Annotated in this window: 14 protein-coding genes and 1 pseudogene; 10 read left to right on the top strand and 5 right to left on the bottom strand. The window is 56.6% G+C overall.

Annotated elements, in window-relative coordinates:
• Positions 1-3: 3 nt before the first annotated feature.
• The 4 genes from AB6V08_RS08495 to satP all read right to left on the bottom strand — a co-directional run bounded on the left by AB6V08_RS08495 (position 4) and on the right by satP (position 3,804).
• On the bottom strand, positions 4-1,134 hold the full coding sequence (locus AB6V08_RS08495) for an ABC transporter substrate-binding protein (protein ID WP_368542262.1): 1,131 nt from the start codon (positions 1,132-1,134) through the stop codon (positions 4-6).
• Between the two features lie 18 nt (positions 1,135-1,152).
• Positions 1,153-1,929 (bottom strand): ABC transporter ATP-binding protein, encoded by a 777-nt coding sequence (locus AB6V08_RS08490; RefSeq protein ID WP_368542261.1) that lies wholly within the window; start codon positions 1,927-1,929, stop codon positions 1,153-1,155.
• Entirely contained in the window at positions 1,926-2,999 is a 1,074-nt protein-coding gene (locus AB6V08_RS08485) for a FecCD family ABC transporter permease (RefSeq protein WP_368542260.1), read from the bottom strand. Before AB6V08_RS08485 ends, AB6V08_RS08490 begins: the two co-directional genes overlap by 4 nt.
• A gap of 238 nt (positions 3,000-3,237) precedes the next feature.
• Positions 3,238-3,804: an acetate uptake transporter gene (satP, locus tag AB6V08_RS08480; RefSeq protein WP_368542259.1), complete on the bottom strand. Its 567-nt coding sequence runs from the start codon at positions 3,802-3,804 to the stop codon at positions 3,238-3,240.
• A 296-nt stretch (positions 3,805-4,100) separates the two neighbouring features.
• On the opposite strand from satP, the gene dnaK reads away from it, so the two are divergent.
• The 4 genes from dnaK to nhaR all read left to right on the top strand — a co-directional run bounded on the left by dnaK (position 4,101) and on the right by nhaR (position 9,558).
• A complete protein-coding gene (gene dnaK / locus AB6V08_RS08475) occupies positions 4,101-6,017 on the top strand; it encodes a molecular chaperone DnaK (protein ID WP_368542258.1) in 1,917 nt (638 codons plus the stop codon).
• Positions 6,018-6,104: 87 nt separating this feature from the next.
• Positions 6,105-7,250 (top strand): molecular chaperone DnaJ, encoded by a 1,146-nt coding sequence (gene dnaJ / locus AB6V08_RS08470; protein WP_234673870.1) that lies wholly within the window; start codon positions 6,105-6,107, stop codon positions 7,248-7,250.
• Positions 7,251-7,424: 174 nt separating this feature from the next.
• Positions 7,425-8,600 carry a Na+/H+ antiporter NhaA gene (gene nhaA, locus AB6V08_RS08465; RefSeq protein ID WP_368542257.1) on the top strand — a complete coding sequence of 392 codons (1,176 nt, stop codon included), beginning with the start codon at positions 7,425-7,427 and terminating at the stop codon, positions 8,598-8,600.
• A 58-nt stretch (positions 8,601-8,658) separates the two neighbouring features.
• Entirely contained in the window at positions 8,659-9,558 is a 900-nt protein-coding gene (gene nhaR, locus AB6V08_RS08460; RefSeq protein ID WP_368542256.1) for a transcriptional activator NhaR, read from the top strand.
• A gap of 57 nt (positions 9,559-9,615) precedes the next feature.
• On the opposite strand, the gene rpsT is transcribed toward nhaR, so the two are convergent.
• Positions 9,616-9,879 (bottom strand): 30S ribosomal protein S20, encoded by a 264-nt coding sequence (gene rpsT / locus AB6V08_RS08455; protein WP_003856458.1) that lies wholly within the window; start codon positions 9,877-9,879, stop codon positions 9,616-9,618.
• A gap of 101 nt (positions 9,880-9,980) precedes the next feature.
• On the opposite strand from rpsT, the pseudogene AB6V08_RS08450 reads away from it, so the two are divergent.
• The 6 genes and pseudogenes from AB6V08_RS08450 (at position 9,981) to ispH (ending at position 16,015) form a co-directional block, all read left to right on the top strand.
• Positions 9,981-10,199 (top strand): annotated as a pseudogene (locus AB6V08_RS08450) (DUF2575 domain-containing protein).
• A 7-nt stretch (positions 10,200-10,206) separates the two neighbouring features.
• Positions 10,207-11,133 carry a bifunctional riboflavin kinase/FAD synthetase gene (ribF, locus tag AB6V08_RS08445; protein ID WP_368542255.1) on the top strand — a complete coding sequence of 309 codons (927 nt, stop codon included), beginning with the start codon at positions 10,207-10,209 and terminating at the stop codon, positions 11,131-11,133.
• A 45-nt stretch (positions 11,134-11,178) separates the two neighbouring features.
• Positions 11,179-13,995, top strand: a complete 2,817-nt coding sequence (gene ileS / locus AB6V08_RS08440) for an isoleucine--tRNA ligase (RefSeq protein WP_368542254.1) — start codon at positions 11,179-11,181, stop codon at positions 13,993-13,995.
• On the top strand, positions 13,995-14,495 hold the full coding sequence (gene lspA, locus AB6V08_RS08435) for a signal peptidase II (protein ID WP_368542253.1): 501 nt from the start codon (positions 13,995-13,997) through the stop codon (positions 14,493-14,495). Before ileS ends, lspA begins: the two co-directional genes overlap by 1 nt.
• A gap of 118 nt (positions 14,496-14,613) precedes the next feature.
• Positions 14,614-15,063, top strand: a complete 450-nt coding sequence (gene fkpB / locus AB6V08_RS08430) for an FKBP-type peptidyl-prolyl cis-trans isomerase (RefSeq protein ID WP_368542252.1) — start codon at positions 14,614-14,616, stop codon at positions 15,061-15,063.
• Position 15,064: 1 nt separating this feature from the next.
• A complete protein-coding gene (gene ispH, locus AB6V08_RS08425) occupies positions 15,065-16,015 on the top strand; it encodes a 4-hydroxy-3-methylbut-2-enyl diphosphate reductase (protein WP_022647010.1) in 951 nt (316 codons plus the stop codon).
• Positions 16,016-16,123: the final 108 nt, after the last annotated feature.

Raw genomic sequence — 16,123 nt, 5'->3', positions numbered from 1 at the left:
CGCTTAATGTGAAGGCGTGTAGCTCAGGATGATGTTGTCGTCCGGAATGTGGGTGAAGCGGGTGATAATCGCGTGGTAGTCCGCCAGCGGATCGACATCCTTAAACCGCGTCGGATAGAAGATTTTGCTCAGCGCTTCGATGGCAACGATGTTGTACGGATTGTTGTAGAAGTGGTGGTAAAGCGCGCCGGTATGCCCCTGCGCAACCGCCGGAATGCTGGCAACGCCCTGGCGCGCCGCTAGCGCATTGAACGCGGCGCTGACGTCTCCCGCCGGAACGTTATAGCCAAACGGGATAATCGCCGTGCCTTTGCCCGGACGTTTAGAGCCGGTCATCAGGTAATAGTCCGGGTTCAGGGAGATGATTTTCTCTACCGACACCGTCCCCGTTGCCCCCGGCAGCAGCTGCGATCCAATGTTGTCACCGCCAGCGGCTTCAACCAGCCCGCCCCAGCCGTTGCGGGCGTGGGTGAAGCAGCAGCCGTTATCCAGCCCGCCAACGCCGGCAATAGGCTCGATAAAGACCAGCGGCTTTTTGCTGACCGATGCCAGACGCTGGTGGATCGTATTCAGCCGCTGCTGATAGAAATCGATATACGCCTGCGCGCGCTCGGTTTGCCCCATGACCTTACCCAGCAGAGCAATGCTCGGCAGCGTGTTCTGTTCCGGGTGCAGCTCATAGTCCACGAACACCACCGGGATATGCAGCGCCTCGAGCTTCGCCAGCACGCCGGTCTGCACCAGCGACGGTTTGGCGCGAAGCTGGGCAATCATCAGGTCAGGCTGGCGGGAGATCACCGTTTCAAGATCGACATTTCCCTGGTCGGAAAACTTCATGTCGAGGATCTTTTCCGCTTCCGGCCACTGGCGCTTCAGCACGTTCCAGGTTTCGGTGTCCTGCTTCTTCGGCAGGTTGTTCCACGCCACCACTTTGGCAAACGGGTTATCGCGCTCCAGCAGCGCCAGAGCGAAGATGTCGCGCCCGTCCTGCAAAATGATGCGCTGCGGCTCATGTTCAATCGTGACCGTGCGGTTATCGAGATCTTTCACCGTCACCGGCCAGCTCTGCGCCAGCGCCAGTAAAGGCATCAACAGGATGGCCAGCCCGGCCGCAATCTGTTTTTTTAGCGTCATGTTTTCCCCGTCTTCTTCTTATGGCGTTAGCCCGTCGACCACCACGTGCGGCAGCCCACGGGAACAGTATTCAACCCGGCCCTCTACGCCATACACCCTCGCCAGATTCGCCGGCGTGACGACTTCTCCCGGCACGCCGCTGGCAATCAGCTCCCCGCCTTTCAGCATCAGGGCGTACTCGGCGTGGCGCAGCGCAATGTTGATGTCGTGGATAACCACCACGGTGACGATATTTCGCAGCCGCGTTTCCCGCGCCACGATATCCATCACGTGAAACTGATAGTTCAGGTCGAGAGCGCTGAGCGGCTCGTCCAGCAGCAGTAAATCCGGCTCGCGGATGAGGGACTGCGCGAGGCCAATTAGCTGCTTTTGCCCGCCCGAAAGCTGGTCAAGAAAGCTCATCGCCAGATGCGCCACGCCCAGCTTTTCGAGGATGGCATAGGCCTCCTGCTCGACGTTACGACCCTGCACGCCGCCGCTGGCCCGGCGCGCCACAATGACAGACTCAAGGGCGTGGAGATGCACCCCCTGAGGCAGCGACTGCGGCAGGTACACTACCTTTTGCGCCCGCGTGGACGACGGCAGCGTCATCAGGTCTTCATCGTTAAGCAGCAGCTGGCCCTCGGCGGGATTGAGGTCGGCCAGCGCGCGCAGCAGCGTGGATTTGCCCGAGCCGTTCGGCCCCAGCAGGGCGGTGATCTTTCCGCGCGGGAGCCGCGGCGTGGTCAGCCCGGCGATGATCTTCTTTTTGCGGTAGCCGGTATGCAGGTCGAGTACGCGAAGCCCGTCGGTCATACGTTCCCCCGGTTACGAATAATGATGCTCAGGAAGAAGGGCACGCCCACCAGCGAGGTGACAATGCCGACGGGAATGATGACGCCGGGAACAATGTTCTTGGAAAATACGGACGCCAGGGAGAGCACCAGCGCGCCAATCAACATGCTGCCGGGGAGGTAAAAGCGGTGATCTTCCCCAAACATCATGCGCGAGATATGCGGCGCGACCAGGCCGATAAAGCCAACCGGGCCGACAAAGGCCACCGTCAGCGCAGAGATAACGCTGATGCGCAGCAGGGTGGTCATGCGCAGCTTTTTGACGTTAATCCCGAAGCTGACGGCGCGATCTTCCCCCAGGCGCAGGGCGGTGAGTTTCCAGGCGTTTTTCAGGGAGAGCGGCACGATAATCAGCAGCGCGACGGCGAGGATCGCGAGCTTGTCCCACGAGGCGCGCGCCAGGCTGCCCATCGTCCAGAAGACCAGCCCCTGCAATGTATCTTCGCTGGCGACGAACTGGAGGATAGAAATCAGGGCGTTAAAGGTGAAGACCAGCGCGATACCGAACAGCACCACGCCGGAGGTGGCGACCCGCGTCCAGCGGCTGATGCCGTCGAGAATAAAGCAGGCCAGCAGCGCGAAAACAAACGCGTTCGCCGGGATGAACCACTTATCCGCAATGCCCGGAATGCCGAGGCCGAGCACAATCGCCAGCGCCGCGCCGAACGAGGCGGCAGACGACACGCCGAGGGTAAACGGGCTGGCCAGCGGATTGTTGAGGATAGTTTGCATCTCTGCGCCCGCCAGCCCGAGCGCCATCCCCACGGCAATCGCCATCAGGGCGAAGGGCAGGCGGATATCCCAGACGATAACGCGCGTGCCTGCGTCGGCGGTGGCGGAGTGGATAAGCGTCTGCCACAGCGTTGAAACCGATATGCCGGACGGCCCAATGGTGAAATCGAGGAGCAGGGAGCAAACGATGAGCGCGAAAAGCACGCCGGCCAGCGCGAAGCGCCTGACGAGAACGTTACGGTAGCGTAACGCGACGGTGGTTTCGCCAGTCTGATTGCTGGCAGTAAGGCTGGAATTCATTGGATAACCTTATGCAACACAACAAAATCGTGGTATCCCCAACCGTTCCTGTCGCACGTGCAGCCTGATATCCATTATCCAGGAGAGACCTGGGGACGATATTTAAAGTGATAATGCTTATCAATTCAATAATGAAATTACGCGGGTTTCATTGATGGATTGTTTGAGTTCTGGCGGAAAAATAGACGGGGTGAGCCTGAGGATCGTGCCCGCTTGCGCAGGCACGAAAAGCGCGCGATTAGTGTTTTTCACCAATCGGCAGCACGGTGCGACCGAACTGCTCGTTCAGCACTTCACCCATTGCCAGGTAGATAGCGCTTGCGCCGCAAACCAGACCAATCCAGCCTGCAACGTGAACGATGCCTTCGTTATCCACCAGGTGGCCAATTGCCAGCAGGGCGAACAGCACGGTCAGGCTCAGGAAGACGAACTGCAGCGCGCGGTTTGCCTTCAGGGTGCCGAACAACATGAACAGCGTGAACACGCCCCACAGGCCCAGGTAGACGCCCAGGAAGTGCGCGTTGGCGGCATCTGCCAGACCCATTTTAGGCATCAGCAGGATGGCGACCAGGGTCAGCCAGAAAGAGCCGTAAGAGGTAAAGGCGGTTAAACCGAAGGTGTTGCCTTTCTTATATTCCAGCAGGCCCGCGAAGATTTGCGCGATACCGCCGTAAAAAATGCCCATCGCCAGGATAATGCCGTCCATCGGGAACATCCCGATGTTGTGCAGGTTCAGCAGGATAGTGGTCATGCCAAAACCCATCAGGCCCAGCGGAGCCGGATTAGCCAACTTAGTGTTGCCCATAAGTCCTCAAAAAAATCATCATTTATATGGTGAAATGGTTAAACCCTCGTCAATACTCCCTGACGGGGCGCGGCATGATAATGGGCGCAATCGATGCCGTCTATGATCTCATCAGGGTGAAATTAAAATTTTTTTTATCCTTCCCCCTTGATGGATGCAGTTGCGACCCCATCTAGTAGTCAACCGCAGTGTGTGGACCTGAAAAATTCCAAATCTGGGCAGTTGAAAAAGCACGTTCTGCCCTTATTACAGGTACACAACCACATGTTGACTGATTTTTTAGTGAGGACGTTTAGATGGGTAAAATTATTGGTATCGACCTGGGTACTACCAACTCTTGTGTAGCGATTATGGATGGCACCACTGCACGTGTGCTGGAGAACGCCGAGGGCGATCGCACCACGCCTTCTATCATTGCTTATACCCAGGATGGTGAAACTCTGGTTGGTCAGCCGGCTAAACGTCAGGCAGTGACAAACCCGCAAAACACCCTGTTTGCGATTAAACGCCTGATTGGCCGCCGCTTCCAGGACGAAGAAGTTCAGCGTGACGTTTCAATCATGCCTTACAAAATCATCGCGGCAGATAACGGCGATGCATGGCTTGACGTGAAAGGCACCAAAACTGCACCACCGCAGATCTCTGCTGAAGTGCTGAAAAAAATGAAGAAAACCGCGGAAGATTACCTGGGTGAGCCGGTAACTGAAGCTGTTATCACCGTACCTGCGTACTTTAACGATGCTCAGCGTCAGGCAACAAAAGATGCTGGCCGTATCGCGGGTCTGGAAGTAAAACGTATCATCAACGAACCAACCGCGGCTGCACTGGCTTACGGTCTGGATAAAGAAGTTGGCAACCGTACTATCGCGGTTTACGACCTGGGTGGTGGTACTTTCGATATCTCCGTTATCGAAATCGACGAAGTTGACGGCGAAAAAACCTTCGAAGTTCTGGCAACCAACGGTGATACCCACCTGGGTGGTGAAGACTTCGATACCCGTCTGATCAACTACCTCGTTGAAGAGTTCAAGAAAGATCAGGGCATTGACCTGCGTAACGACCCGCTGGCAATGCAGCGCCTGAAAGAAGCCGCTGAGAAAGCGAAGATCGAACTGTCTTCCGCTCAGCAGACCGACGTGAACCTGCCGTACATCACCGCAGACGCGACCGGTCCAAAACACATGAACATCAAAGTGACCCGTGCAAAACTGGAAAGCCTGGTAGAAGACCTGGTGAACCGTTCTATCGAGCCACTGAAAGTTGCACTGCAGGATGCTGGCCTGTCCGTATCTGACATCCAGGACGTTATCCTGGTGGGTGGTCAGACGCGTATGCCAATGGTTCAGAAGAAAGTGGCTGAGTTCTTTGGTAAAGAGCCACGTAAAGACGTTAACCCGGACGAAGCTGTGGCTATCGGTGCAGCGGTTCAGGGCGGCGTGCTGACCGGTGAAGTGAAAGACGTACTGCTGCTGGACGTTACCCCGCTGTCTCTGGGTATCGAAACCATGGGCGGTGTGATGACTGCGCTCATCAACAAAAACACCACCATCCCAACGAAGCACAGCCAGGTGTTCTCTACCGCTGAAGACAACCAGTCTGCGGTAACCATCCATGTGATTCAGGGTGAGCGTAAGCGTGCGGCGGATAACAAATCTCTGGGTCAGTTCAACCTGGACGGTATCAACCCGGCACCGCGCGGTATGCCGCAGATCGAAGTCACCTTCGATATCGATGCTGACGGTATCCTGCACGTGTCTGCGAAAGACAAAAACAGCGGTAAAGAGCAGAAGATCACCATCAAGGCATCTTCTGGCCTGAACGAAGCAGAAATCGAAAAAATGGTTCGCGATGCAGAAGCTAACGCTGAATCCGACCGTAAGTTCGAAGAGCTGGTTCAGACCCGTAACCAGGGTGACCATCTGCTGCACAGCACCCGTAAGCAGGTTGAAGAAGCCGGCGAACAACTGCCAGCTGAAGACAAAACGGCTATCGAAGCTGCACTGAGCGCGCTGGAAACTTCTCTGAAAGGCGAAGACAAAGCGGATATCGAAGCGAAAATGCAGGAGCTGGCACAGGCTTCTCAGAAGCTGATGGAAATTGCTCAGCAGCAGCACGCACAGCAGCAGGCTGGCGGCGCTGACGCTTCCGCGAACAACGCGAAAGACGACGACGTTGTCGACGCTGAGTTCGAAGAAGTGAAAGACAAAAAATAATCGCCCTGATGCAGGGTCATTAATCAGCACGGGCGAAGAGGTTTCCTCTCCGCCCGTGCTCGCATGTTAAGGGGCTTAAAAAAACCAATGGCAAAGCAAGACTATTACGAGATTTTAGGCGTTTCCAAAACAGCGGAAGAGCGTGAAATCAAAAAGGCGTACAAGCGCCTGGCCATGAAATATCACCCGGACCGTAACCAGGGTGATAAAGAGGCTGAAGCCAAATTCAAAGAGATTAAAGAAGCCTACGAAATCCTGACCGATGCGCAAAAACGTGCGGCCTATGACCAGTACGGTCACGCAGCCTTTGAACAGGGCGGCATGGGCGGCGGTGGATTCGGCGGCGGCGGCTTTGGCGGCGGCGCTGATTTCAGCGATATCTTCGGCGACGTGTTCGGCGACATCTTTGGTGGCGGCCGCGGTCGTCAGCGCGCGGCGCGCGGCGCGGACCTGCGCTACAACATGGATCTGACGCTGGAAGAAGCGGTACGCGGCGTCACTAAAGAGATCCGCATTCCGACGCTGGAAGAGTGCGACGTTTGCCACGGCAGCGGGGCGAAAGCGGGCACCAAACCGCAGACCTGTCCAACCTGTCACGGCTCCGGCCAGGTGCAGATGCGTCAGGGCTTCTTCGCGGTTCAGCAGGCCTGTCCGCACTGTCACGGTCGCGGCACGCTGATTAAAGATCCGTGCAACAAATGCCACGGTCATGGTCGCGTTGAGAAAACCAAAACCCTGTCCGTTAAAATCCCGGCGGGCGTGGATACCGGCGACCGCATCCGTCTTTCCGGCGAAGGTGAAGCGGGCGAGCATGGCGCACCGGCAGGCGATCTGTACGTTCAGGTTCAGGTGAAGCAGCACGCCATCTTTGAGCGTGAAGGCAACAACCTGTACTGCGAAGTGCCGATCAACTTCGCGATGGCGGCGCTCGGCGGCGAAATCGAAGTGCCAACGCTTGATGGTCGCGTGAATCTGAAAGTGCCAGGCGAAACCCAGACCGGCAAGCTGTTCCGTATGCGCGGTAAAGGCGTGAAGTCCGTGCGCGGCGGTGCGCAGGGCGACCTGCTGTGCCGCGTTGTGGTGGAAACCCCGGTCGGCCTGAACGACAAGCAGAAACAGCTGCTGAAAGAGCTGCAGGAAAGCTTTGGCGGGCCAACGGGTGAGAAAAACAGCCCGCGCTCCAAAAGCTTCTTCGATGGCGTCAAAAAGTTCTTCGATGATTTGACCCGCTAAGCCGACAGCAGGTTCTCCAGTTTTAAAAAGCCCGGAAGCGATTCCGGGCTTTTTCTTTTTGTGGGTATGTTTCGGTTAAAACGAATATATACTCAACATTAATCTGTTTTTCTCGAGTTGTTTGGCTTGGTATTATGGTTTTATCGAGGTATTGTTGTAAAAGAGAGAACTTAAGTGAAATTATTGCACCGTTTCTTTAGCAATGAAGCGGCCGGTGGCGTCATTTTAATCATGGCTGCTATGGCCGCGATGGTGTTGGCCAATCTGGGCGCAACGCGCGAACTCTACCATGCATTTCTGGAAACGCCCGTCGAGCTGCGGGTGGGCGTTCTGGAAATTAATAAAAACATGCTGCTGTGGATCAACGATGCGCTGATGGCGGTGTTTTTCCTGCTGGTGGGGCTAGAAGTGAAACGCGAGCTGGTTCAGGGATCCCTGGCGAGCCGCCAGCGCGCGGCGTTTCCGGTCATTGCGGCGCTCGGCGGAATGGTGATTCCGGCGCTGCTCTTCCTGGCGTTTACCTGGCAGGATCCGGTAGCCCGCCACGGCTGGGCTATCCCGGCCGCGACGGATATCGCTTTTGCGCTGGGCGTTCTGGCGCTGCTCGGCAGCCGCGTTCCCGTGGCGTTGAAAATCTTCCTGATGGCGCTGGCGATCATCGATGACCTGGGCGCTATCGTGATTATCGCGCTGTTCTACACCAGCGATCTGTCGATACTGTCGCTGAGCGTGGCCGCAGGGGCGATTGCGGTGCTGGCGTTGCTCAACGTTTGCAACGTGCGGCGCATTGGTATCTACGTGCTGGTGGGCATGGTGCTGTGGACGGCGGTGCTCAAATCCGGGGTGCATGCCACTCTTGCGGGCGTGATTGTCGGCTTCTTTGTGCCGCTGAAGGCGCAGGACGGTAAGTCACCGGCAAAACAGCTTGAGCACGTGCTTCATCCGTGGGTCGCCTTTATGATCCTGCCGCTGTTTGCGTTTGCCAACGCGGGCGTTTCGCTGGAAGGGGTGACGCTGGACGGGCTGACCTCCGTGCTGCCGCTGGGGGTGATTGCCGGGCTGTTTATCGGCAAGCCGCTGGGCATTAGCCTCTTCTGCTGGCTGGCGCTGAAGCTGAAGCTGGCCTCCCTGCCGCAGGGGACAACTTTCCGGCAGATTATGGCGGTGGGCGTGCTGTGCGGGATCGGCTTTACGATGTCTATCTTTATCTCGACGCTGGCGTTTGGTGCCCACGCTCCGGAGCTTATCGTCTGGGCTAAGCTTGGGATCTTAATCGGCTCGCTACTGGCGGCGGTCATTGGTTACACGTTATTAAAGGTAAAATTGCCGGGCCAGGCTAGCCAGGCATAACAGGATACAGGGGAGGGCACCAGGCTCTCCCCGAAAACCCTCAGGGAGAGAAGAAGCAATGTCTCATATCAATTACAACCATCTGTACTATTTCTGGCATGTCTACAAAGAGGGCTCGGTAGTGGGAGCGGCGGAAGCGCTCTACCTGACGCCGCAGACCATCACCGGGCAAATCAAAGCGCTGGAAGAGCGCTTGCAGGGCAAGCTCTTTAAGCGTAAAGGGCGCGGCATCGAGCCGAGCGAGCTGGGTGAACTGGTGTTCCGCTACGCGGACAAAATGTTCACCCTGAGCCAGGAGATGCTGGATATCGTTAACTATCGCAAAGAGTCTAATCTGCTCTTTGACGTTGGCGTGGCGGATGCGCTGTCAAAACGGCTGGTAAGCGGCGTGCTGGATGCGGCGGTCGTGGAAGACGAGCAAATTCACCTGCGCTGCTTTGAGTCCACCCACGAGATGCTGCTCGAGCAGCTGAGCCAGCACAAGCTGGATATGATCATCTCAGACTGCCCGATTGACTCCACGCAGCAGGAAGGGCTGTTCTCGGTGAAGATTGGCGAGTGTGGCGTCAGTTTCTGGTGCATCAATCCGCCGCCGGAAAAACCTTTCCCGGCCTGTCTGGAGGAGCGCCGCCTGCTGGTGCCCGGACGGCGTTCGATGCTGGGGCGTAAGCTGCTGAACTGGTTTAACTCGCAGGGGCTGAAGGTTGAGATCCTCGGGGAGTTCGACGATGCGGCGCTGATGAAGGCCTTTGGCGAAGCGCATAACGCTATCTTCGTGGCGCCAACGCTGTACGCGCACGATCTCTATTCGGATGACAGAATTACGGAGATTGGCAGGGTGGATAACGTGATGGAAGAGTACCACGCGATATTTGCCGAAAGGATGATTCAGCATCCTGCGGTGCAGCGAATTTGCAATCGCGACTACTCGGCGCTGTTTACGCCACCCGCGATCTGAAGACATAAAAAAACCCGCGTTAAGCGGGTTCTTTAAACAAGCAACAACAAGAGGCGATTAAGCCAGTTTGTTGATCTGCGCGGTCAGGTTTGCTTTATGACGCGCTGCTTTGTTTTTGTGGATCAGACCTTTAGCAGCCTGACGATCCACGATTGGTTGCATTTCGTTAAATGCGTTCTGCGCTGCAGCTTTGTCGCCAGCTTCGATTGCTGCGTATACTTTCTTGATGAAGGTACGCATCATAGAGCGACGGCTTGCGTTGTGCTTACGAGCCTTCTCAGACTGTACGGCACGTTTCTTAGCTGATTTGATATTAGCCAAGTCCAACTCCCAAATATGATCTATGTGGACAATTCAAAGGCCGAGGAATATGCCCTCTTTGCCTTCTTTTGTCAATGGATTTGTGCAAATAAGCGCCGTTAATTAGCGACGCTACGTTACGTAGTGATGGCGCAGGATTCTACCAGCTTGTGTCACCTGAATACAGCTTTTCGGCATAAAAATCGCAGTTAGCGAGCAGTTTTTTTCACTCCGAAAGGTCAGCATCATGAAATCATTACGGCTTTCTGTTTTGGGTGAACAATCGTCGGTTAACCTTAATCGCTGTACAAGGTATACTTTGGCGATTTTCACTGTTTTGAGCCAGTCATGAAGCTGATACGCGGCATACATAATCTCAGTAAAGCGCCTCACGGGTGCGTGCTGACCATTGGTAATTTCGACGGCGTGCATCGTGGGCATCAGGCGCTGATACAAGGATTGCGTAAAGAAGGGGAGGCCCGCGGCCTGCCCGTCGTCGTCATGATTTTTGAGCCACAGCCGCTTGAGCTGTTTGCGGGCGAGAAATCCCCCGCCCGCCTCACTCGCCTGCGCGAAAAGTTGCGCTATCTGGCCGAGTGCGGCGTGGACTACGTGCTGTGCGTTCGGTTCGATCGTCGCTTCGCCGCGCTGACAGCACAAAATTTTGTCGGCGAGCTGCTGGTGAAGCAACTTGGCGTGCAGTTTCTCGCCGTGGGCGATGATTTCCGCTTTGGCGCTGGTCGTCAGGGCGATTTCTTGTTATTACAGAAGGCTGGCCTGGAGTACGGGTTTGACGTCACCAGCGCCATGACTTTCTATGAAGGTGGGGTTCGTGTCAGCAGCACGGCCGTTCGCCTGGCGCTGGCAGATGATGAGCTGGAGACCGCAGAGAACCTGCTGGGACATCCGTTCACTATCTCCGGTCGCGTGGTGCATGGCGATGCGTTGGGCCGCACCATAGGTTTCCCGACGGCGAACATACCGCTGCGTCGTCAGGTTTCCCCGGTTAAAGGGGTATATGCGGTGGAAGTGGCCGGACTGGGCGACAAGCCCTATTTCGGTGTTGCCAATATTGGCACGCGTCCAACGGTTGCCGGTGTACGACAACAGCTGGAAGTGCATCTGTTAGACGTTGTAATGGACCTCTACGGTCGCCATATAGATGTAATACTGCGTAAAAAAATACGCAATGAGCAGCGATTTGCTTCACTGGACGAACTGAAAGCGCAAATCGCGCGCGACGAATTAACGGCCCGCGAGTTTTTTGGGCTCTAGAACCGGCTTAACTGCCTACGTGATAAATACGGAACCGAGAATCTGATGAGTGACTATAAATCTACCCTGAATTTGCCGGAAACAGGGTTCCCGATGCGCGGCGATCTCGCCAAGCGCGAACCGGGAATGCTGGCGCGTTGGACCGATGATGACCTGTACGGCATCATTCGTGCAGCCAAAAAAGGCAAAAAAACCTTCATTCTGCATGATGGCCCTCCATATGCGAATGGCAGCATTCATATTGGTCACTCCGTAAACAAGATTCTGAAAGACATTATCGTGAAGTCCAAAGGACTCGCGGGATATGACTCGCCTTACGTTCCGGGCTGGGACTGCCACGGTCTGCCAATCGAGTTGAAAGTGGAGCAAGAGTTCGGCAAGCCAGGTGAGAAGTTCACCGCCGCTGAATTCCGCGCCAAATGCCGCGAATATGCCGCGACTCAGGTAGAAGGCCAGCGTGCCGACTTCATCCGTCTGGGCGTGCTGGGCGACTGGTCGCACCCGTACCTGACCATGGACTTTAAAACCGAAGCCAACATCATCCGCGCGCTGGGTAAAATCATCGGTAACGGTCACCTGCATAAAGGTGCGAAGCCGGTTCACTGGTGCGTTGACTGCCGTTCTGCGCTGGCAGAAGCGGAAGTTGAGTATTACGACAAAACCTCTCCGTCTATCGACGTGGCGTTCCAGGCCGTCGATCAGGACGCGGTGAAAGCGAAATTTGGCGTGTCGTCCGTCAACGGCCCGATCTCTCTGGTCATCTGGACCACTACCCCGTGGACGCTGCCTGCAAACCGCGCGATCTCCCTGTCCGGTGAGTTTGAATACGCGCTGGTGCAGGTTGACGGTCAGGCGGTAATCCTCGCGAAGGATCTGGTTGAAAGCGTGCTGAAACGCGCGAACATCACCGATTACACCGTGCTGGGCACCGTGAAAGGTGACGCGCTGGAGCTGATGCGCTTCAAACACCCGTTCCTGGACTTCGATGTTCCGGCGATTCTGGGCGATCACGTGACCCTGGACGCAGGTACCGGTGCGGTGCATACCGCCGGCGGCCACGGCCCGGACGACTACAACATCAGCCTGAAATACGGTCTGGAAATCGCTAACCCGGTGGGCCCGGACGGTTCTTACCTGCCTGGCACCTATCCGGCGCTGGACGGTATCAACGTCTTCAAAGCGAACGACATCATCGTGGATATGCTGCGCACCAGCGGCGCGCTGCTGCACGTCGAAAAAATGCAGCACAGCTACCCATGCTGCTGGCGCCACAAGTCACCGATCATCTTCCGTGCGACCCCGCAGTGGTTCGTCAGCATGGATCAGAAAGGCCTGCGCGCACAGTCGCTGAAAGAGATCAAAGGCGTGCAGTGGATCCCTGACTGGGGCCAGGCGCGTATCGAATCCATGGTCGCGAACCGTCCTGACTGGTGTATCTCTCGTCAGCGTACCTGGGGCGTGCCGATGTCTCTGTTCGTGCATAAAGAGACTCAGGAACTGCATCCAAATACCCTGGAGCTGATGGAAGAAGTCGCCAAGCGCGTTGAAGTTGACGGCATTCAGGCGTGGTGGGATCTCGATTCCCGCGACATCCTGGGCGCAGACGCCGACAGCTACGAGAAAGTGCCAGATACCCTTGACGTGTGGTTCGACTCCGGTTCTACCCACGCTTCCGTTGTTGACGTGCGCCCTGAATTCGCGGGCCACGCAGCCGACATGTATCTGGAAGGTTCCGACCAGCACCGCGGCTGGTTCATGTCATCCCTGATGATCTCCACCGCGATGAAAGGCAAAGCGCCTTACCGTCAGGTGCTGACCCACGGTTTCACCGTTGATGGTCAGGGTCGCAAGATGTCGAAATCCATCGGCAACACCGTTTCTCCGCAGGACGTGATGAACAAGCTGGGCGCGGATATCCTGCGTCTGTGGGTGGCATCCACCGACTACACCGGCGAAATGGCCGTGTCCGACGAGATCCTGAAGCGTGCTGCCGACAGCTATCGTCGTATCCGTAACACCGCGCGCTTCCTGCTGGCGAACCTGAACGGTTTCGATCCGGTGAAAGACATGGTGAAACCGGAAGACATGGTGGTGCTGGACCGCTGGGCCGTGGGCTGCGCGAAAGCGGCGCAGGAAGATATCCTGAAAGCCTACGAGTCTTACGATTTCCACGAAGTGGTGCAGCGCCTGATGCGCTTCTGCTCCATCGAAATGGGCTCGTTCTACCTCGACATCATCAAAGACCGTCAGTACACCGCGAAAGCCGACAGCGTGGCGCGTCGCAGCTGCCAGTCCGCCCTGTACCACATCGCAGAAGCGCTGGTGCGCTGGATGGCGCCGATCATGTCCTTCACCGCGGATGAAATCTGGGGCTACCTGCCGGGCGATCGCGAGAAGTATGTCTTCACCGGCGAGTGGTACGAAGGTCTGTTCGACCTGTCCAACACCGAAGCCATGAACGATGCCTTCTGGGAAGAGCTGCTGAAAGTGCGTGGCGAAGTGAACAAGGTTATCGAGCAGGCGCGTGCTGACAAGAAAGTGGGCGGCTCTCTGGAAGCGGCAGTAACCCTGTACGCGGAACCTGAGCTGGCGGCGAAACTGACGGCGCTCGGCGATGAATTGCGATTTGTCCTGTTGACCTCCGGTGCGAAAGTTGCGGATTATGCCGCAGCGCCAGCTGATGCCCAGCAGAGCGAACTGCTCAAAGGGCTGAAAGTGGCACTGAGTAAAGCCGACGGTGAGAAGTGCCCGCGTTGCTGGCATTACACTACCGATGTCGGTCAGGTGGCGGAACACGCAGACATCTGCGGACGCTGTGTAAGCAACGTCGCCGGTGACGGCGAGCAACGTAAGTTTGCCTGATGAGTAAATCTCTCTGTTCAACAGGACTGCGCTGGCTGTGGCTGGTGGTGGTGGTGCTGATTATCGATCTGGGCAGCAAATTCCTGATCCTCCAGAACTTTGCTCTGGGGGATACGGTGTCGCTGTTCCCGTCCCTTAATCTGCACTACGCGCGCAACTACGGCGCAGCGTTTAGTTTCCTTGCTGACAGCGGTGGCTGGCAGCGCTGGTTCTTCGCGGGTATCGCTATCGGTATCTGCGTGGTGCTGGCGGTGCTGATGTACCGTTCGAAAGCAACGCAAAAGCTGAATAACATCGCTTACGCGCTGATCATTGGCGGCGCGTTAGGCAACCTGTTTGACCGCCTGTGGCACGGCTTTGTGGTCGATATGATCGACTTCTACGTCGGCGACTGGCACTTCGCGACCTTTAACCTCGCCGACAGCGCCATTTGCATCGGTGCGGCGTTAATCGTGCTGGAGGGCTTCTTGCCTAAACCGGCCGCGAAAGAGCAGGCGTAACAAAACCAGCCGGGTGACGCGTAGCGATCCCGGCCTACCGAATATGCCGACACTTGTAGGCCGGGATCGCTACGCGTCACCCGGCAAACAGGCGAGACAACATTAAAGAGCAATGTGTATGTCTAAATCCGTACAGAGCAACAGCGCACTCCTCGTTCACTTCACGCTGAAGCTGGATGATGGCTCCACTGCTGAATCTACCCGCAATAATGGAAAACCCGCCCTGTTTCGTCTTGGTGATACCTCCCTTTCCGAAGGCCTTGAGCAGCAGCTGCTCGGTCTGAAAGAGGGTGAGAAAAAGGCGTTCTCGCTGGAGCCGGATGCGGCGTTTGGCGTGCCAAGCCCGGATCTCGTTCAGTACTTCTCGCGCCGTGAGTTTATGGATGCGGGCGAGCCTGAAGTTGGGGCGATTATGCTCTTTACCGCTATGGACGGCAGCGAAATGCCTGGCGTGATCCGTGAAGTTAACGGCGATTCCATTACCGTTGACTTCAACCATCCGCTTGCCGGGCGCACCGTCCATTTTGATATTGAAGTGCTGGGGATCGATCCGGCACTGGAGGCCTGAAATGCAGATCCTGTTGGCTAACCCGCGCGGCTTCTGCGCCGGTGTAGACCGCGCTATCAGCATTGTTGAAAACGCGCTGGAGATTTACGGCGCGCCAATTTACGTGCGTCACGAAGTGGTTCATAACCGCTACGTGGTGGACAGCCTGCGCGAGCGCGGCGCTATCTTTATTGAGCAGATTAGCGAAGTGCCGGACGGCGCGATCCTGATCTTCTCGGCCCACGGGGTGTCGCAGGCGGTGCGTAACGAAGCGAAAAGCCGTGACCTGACCGTTTTCGATGCCACCTGTCCGCTGGTGACCAAAGTGCATATGGAAGTGGCGCGCGCCAGCCGTCGCGGTGAAGAGTCGATTCTGATTGGTCACGCGGGGCACCCGGAAGTGGAAGGCACTATGGGCCAGTACAGCAACCCTGAAGGGGGCATGTACCTGGTGGAATCGCCGGAAGATGTGTTCACGCTGAACGTCAAAAACGAAGCCCGTCTGTCGTTTATGACCCAGACAACGCTCTCGGTTGACGACACTTCAGACGTGATTGACGCCCTGCGCCAGCGCTTCCCGAAAATCGTCGGGCCGCGTAAAGATGACATCTGCTACGCCACCACTAACCGTCAGGAAGCGGTGCGTGCTCTCGCGGAACAGGCGGACGTGGTGCTGGTGGTCGGTTCGAAAAACTCCTCTAACTCTAACCGCCTGGCCGAGCTGGCGCAGCGTATGGGGAAAGCGGCGTTTCTGATCGACGATGCTACCGACATTCAGGAAGCCTGGGTGAAAAATGCCGCCTGCGTTGGCGTCACCGCCGGCGCTTCCGCGCCGGATATTCTGGTGCAAAACGTGATTGCGCGTCTTCAGGAGCTGGGCGGCGGCGAAGCCGTACCGCTGGAAGGCCGTGAAGAGAACATCGTTTTCGAAGTGCCGAAAGAGCTGCGTATCGACGCGCGCGAAGTGGAATAATCCCTTTTCTGATAAAAGGCCAGCACCTCCTGTGCTGGCCTTTTTTTTTGCCAATGATTTATCGTGACGACGAAATCATGTCTTTTACTGATATTTACGTCGGTTTCA

It is taken from the genome of Enterobacter soli (assembly GCF_964208575.1).
GTDB classification, from domain to species: domain Bacteria; phylum Pseudomonadota; class Gammaproteobacteria; order Enterobacterales; family Enterobacteriaceae; genus Enterobacter; species Enterobacter soli_A.
This window is presented reverse-complemented; position numbering and strand designations above follow the sequence as displayed.

Excerpts from the sequence above, each read along its gene's own strand:
- ileS (WP_368542254.1), top strand. The coding sequence starts at position 11,179 with ATGAGTGACTATAAATCTACCCTGAATTTGCCGGAAACAGGGTTCCCG.
- dnaK (WP_368542258.1), top strand. The coding sequence starts at position 4,101 with ATGGGTAAAATTATTGGTATCGACCTGGGTACTACCAACTCTTGTGTA.
- dnaJ (WP_234673870.1), top strand. The coding sequence starts at position 6,105 with ATGGCAAAGCAAGACTATTACGAGATTTTAGGCGTTTCCAAAACAGCG.
- AB6V08_RS08495 (WP_368542262.1), bottom strand. The coding sequence starts at position 1,134 with ATGACGCTAAAAAAACAGATTGCGGCCGGGCTGGCCATCCTGTTGATG.
- lspA (WP_368542253.1), top strand. The coding sequence starts at position 13,995 with ATGAGTAAATCTCTCTGTTCAACAGGACTGCGCTGGCTGTGGCTGGTG.
- satP (WP_368542259.1), bottom strand. The coding sequence starts at position 3,804 with ATGGGCAACACTAAGTTGGCTAATCCGGCTCCGCTGGGCCTGATGGGT.
- AB6V08_RS08485 (WP_368542260.1), bottom strand. The coding sequence starts at position 2,999 with ATGAATTCCAGCCTTACTGCCAGCAATCAGACTGGCGAAACCACCGTC.
- ispH (WP_022647010.1), top strand. The coding sequence starts at position 15,065 with ATGCAGATCCTGTTGGCTAACCCGCGCGGCTTCTGCGCCGGTGTAGAC.
- nhaR (WP_368542256.1), top strand. The coding sequence starts at position 8,659 with ATGTCTCATATCAATTACAACCATCTGTACTATTTCTGGCATGTCTAC.
- ribF (WP_368542255.1), top strand. The coding sequence starts at position 10,207 with ATGAAGCTGATACGCGGCATACATAATCTCAGTAAAGCGCCTCACGGG.
- AB6V08_RS08490 (WP_368542261.1), bottom strand. The coding sequence starts at position 1,929 with ATGACCGACGGGCTTCGCGTACTCGACCTGCATACCGGCTACCGCAAA.
- fkpB (WP_368542252.1), top strand. The coding sequence starts at position 14,614 with ATGTCTAAATCCGTACAGAGCAACAGCGCACTCCTCGTTCACTTCACG.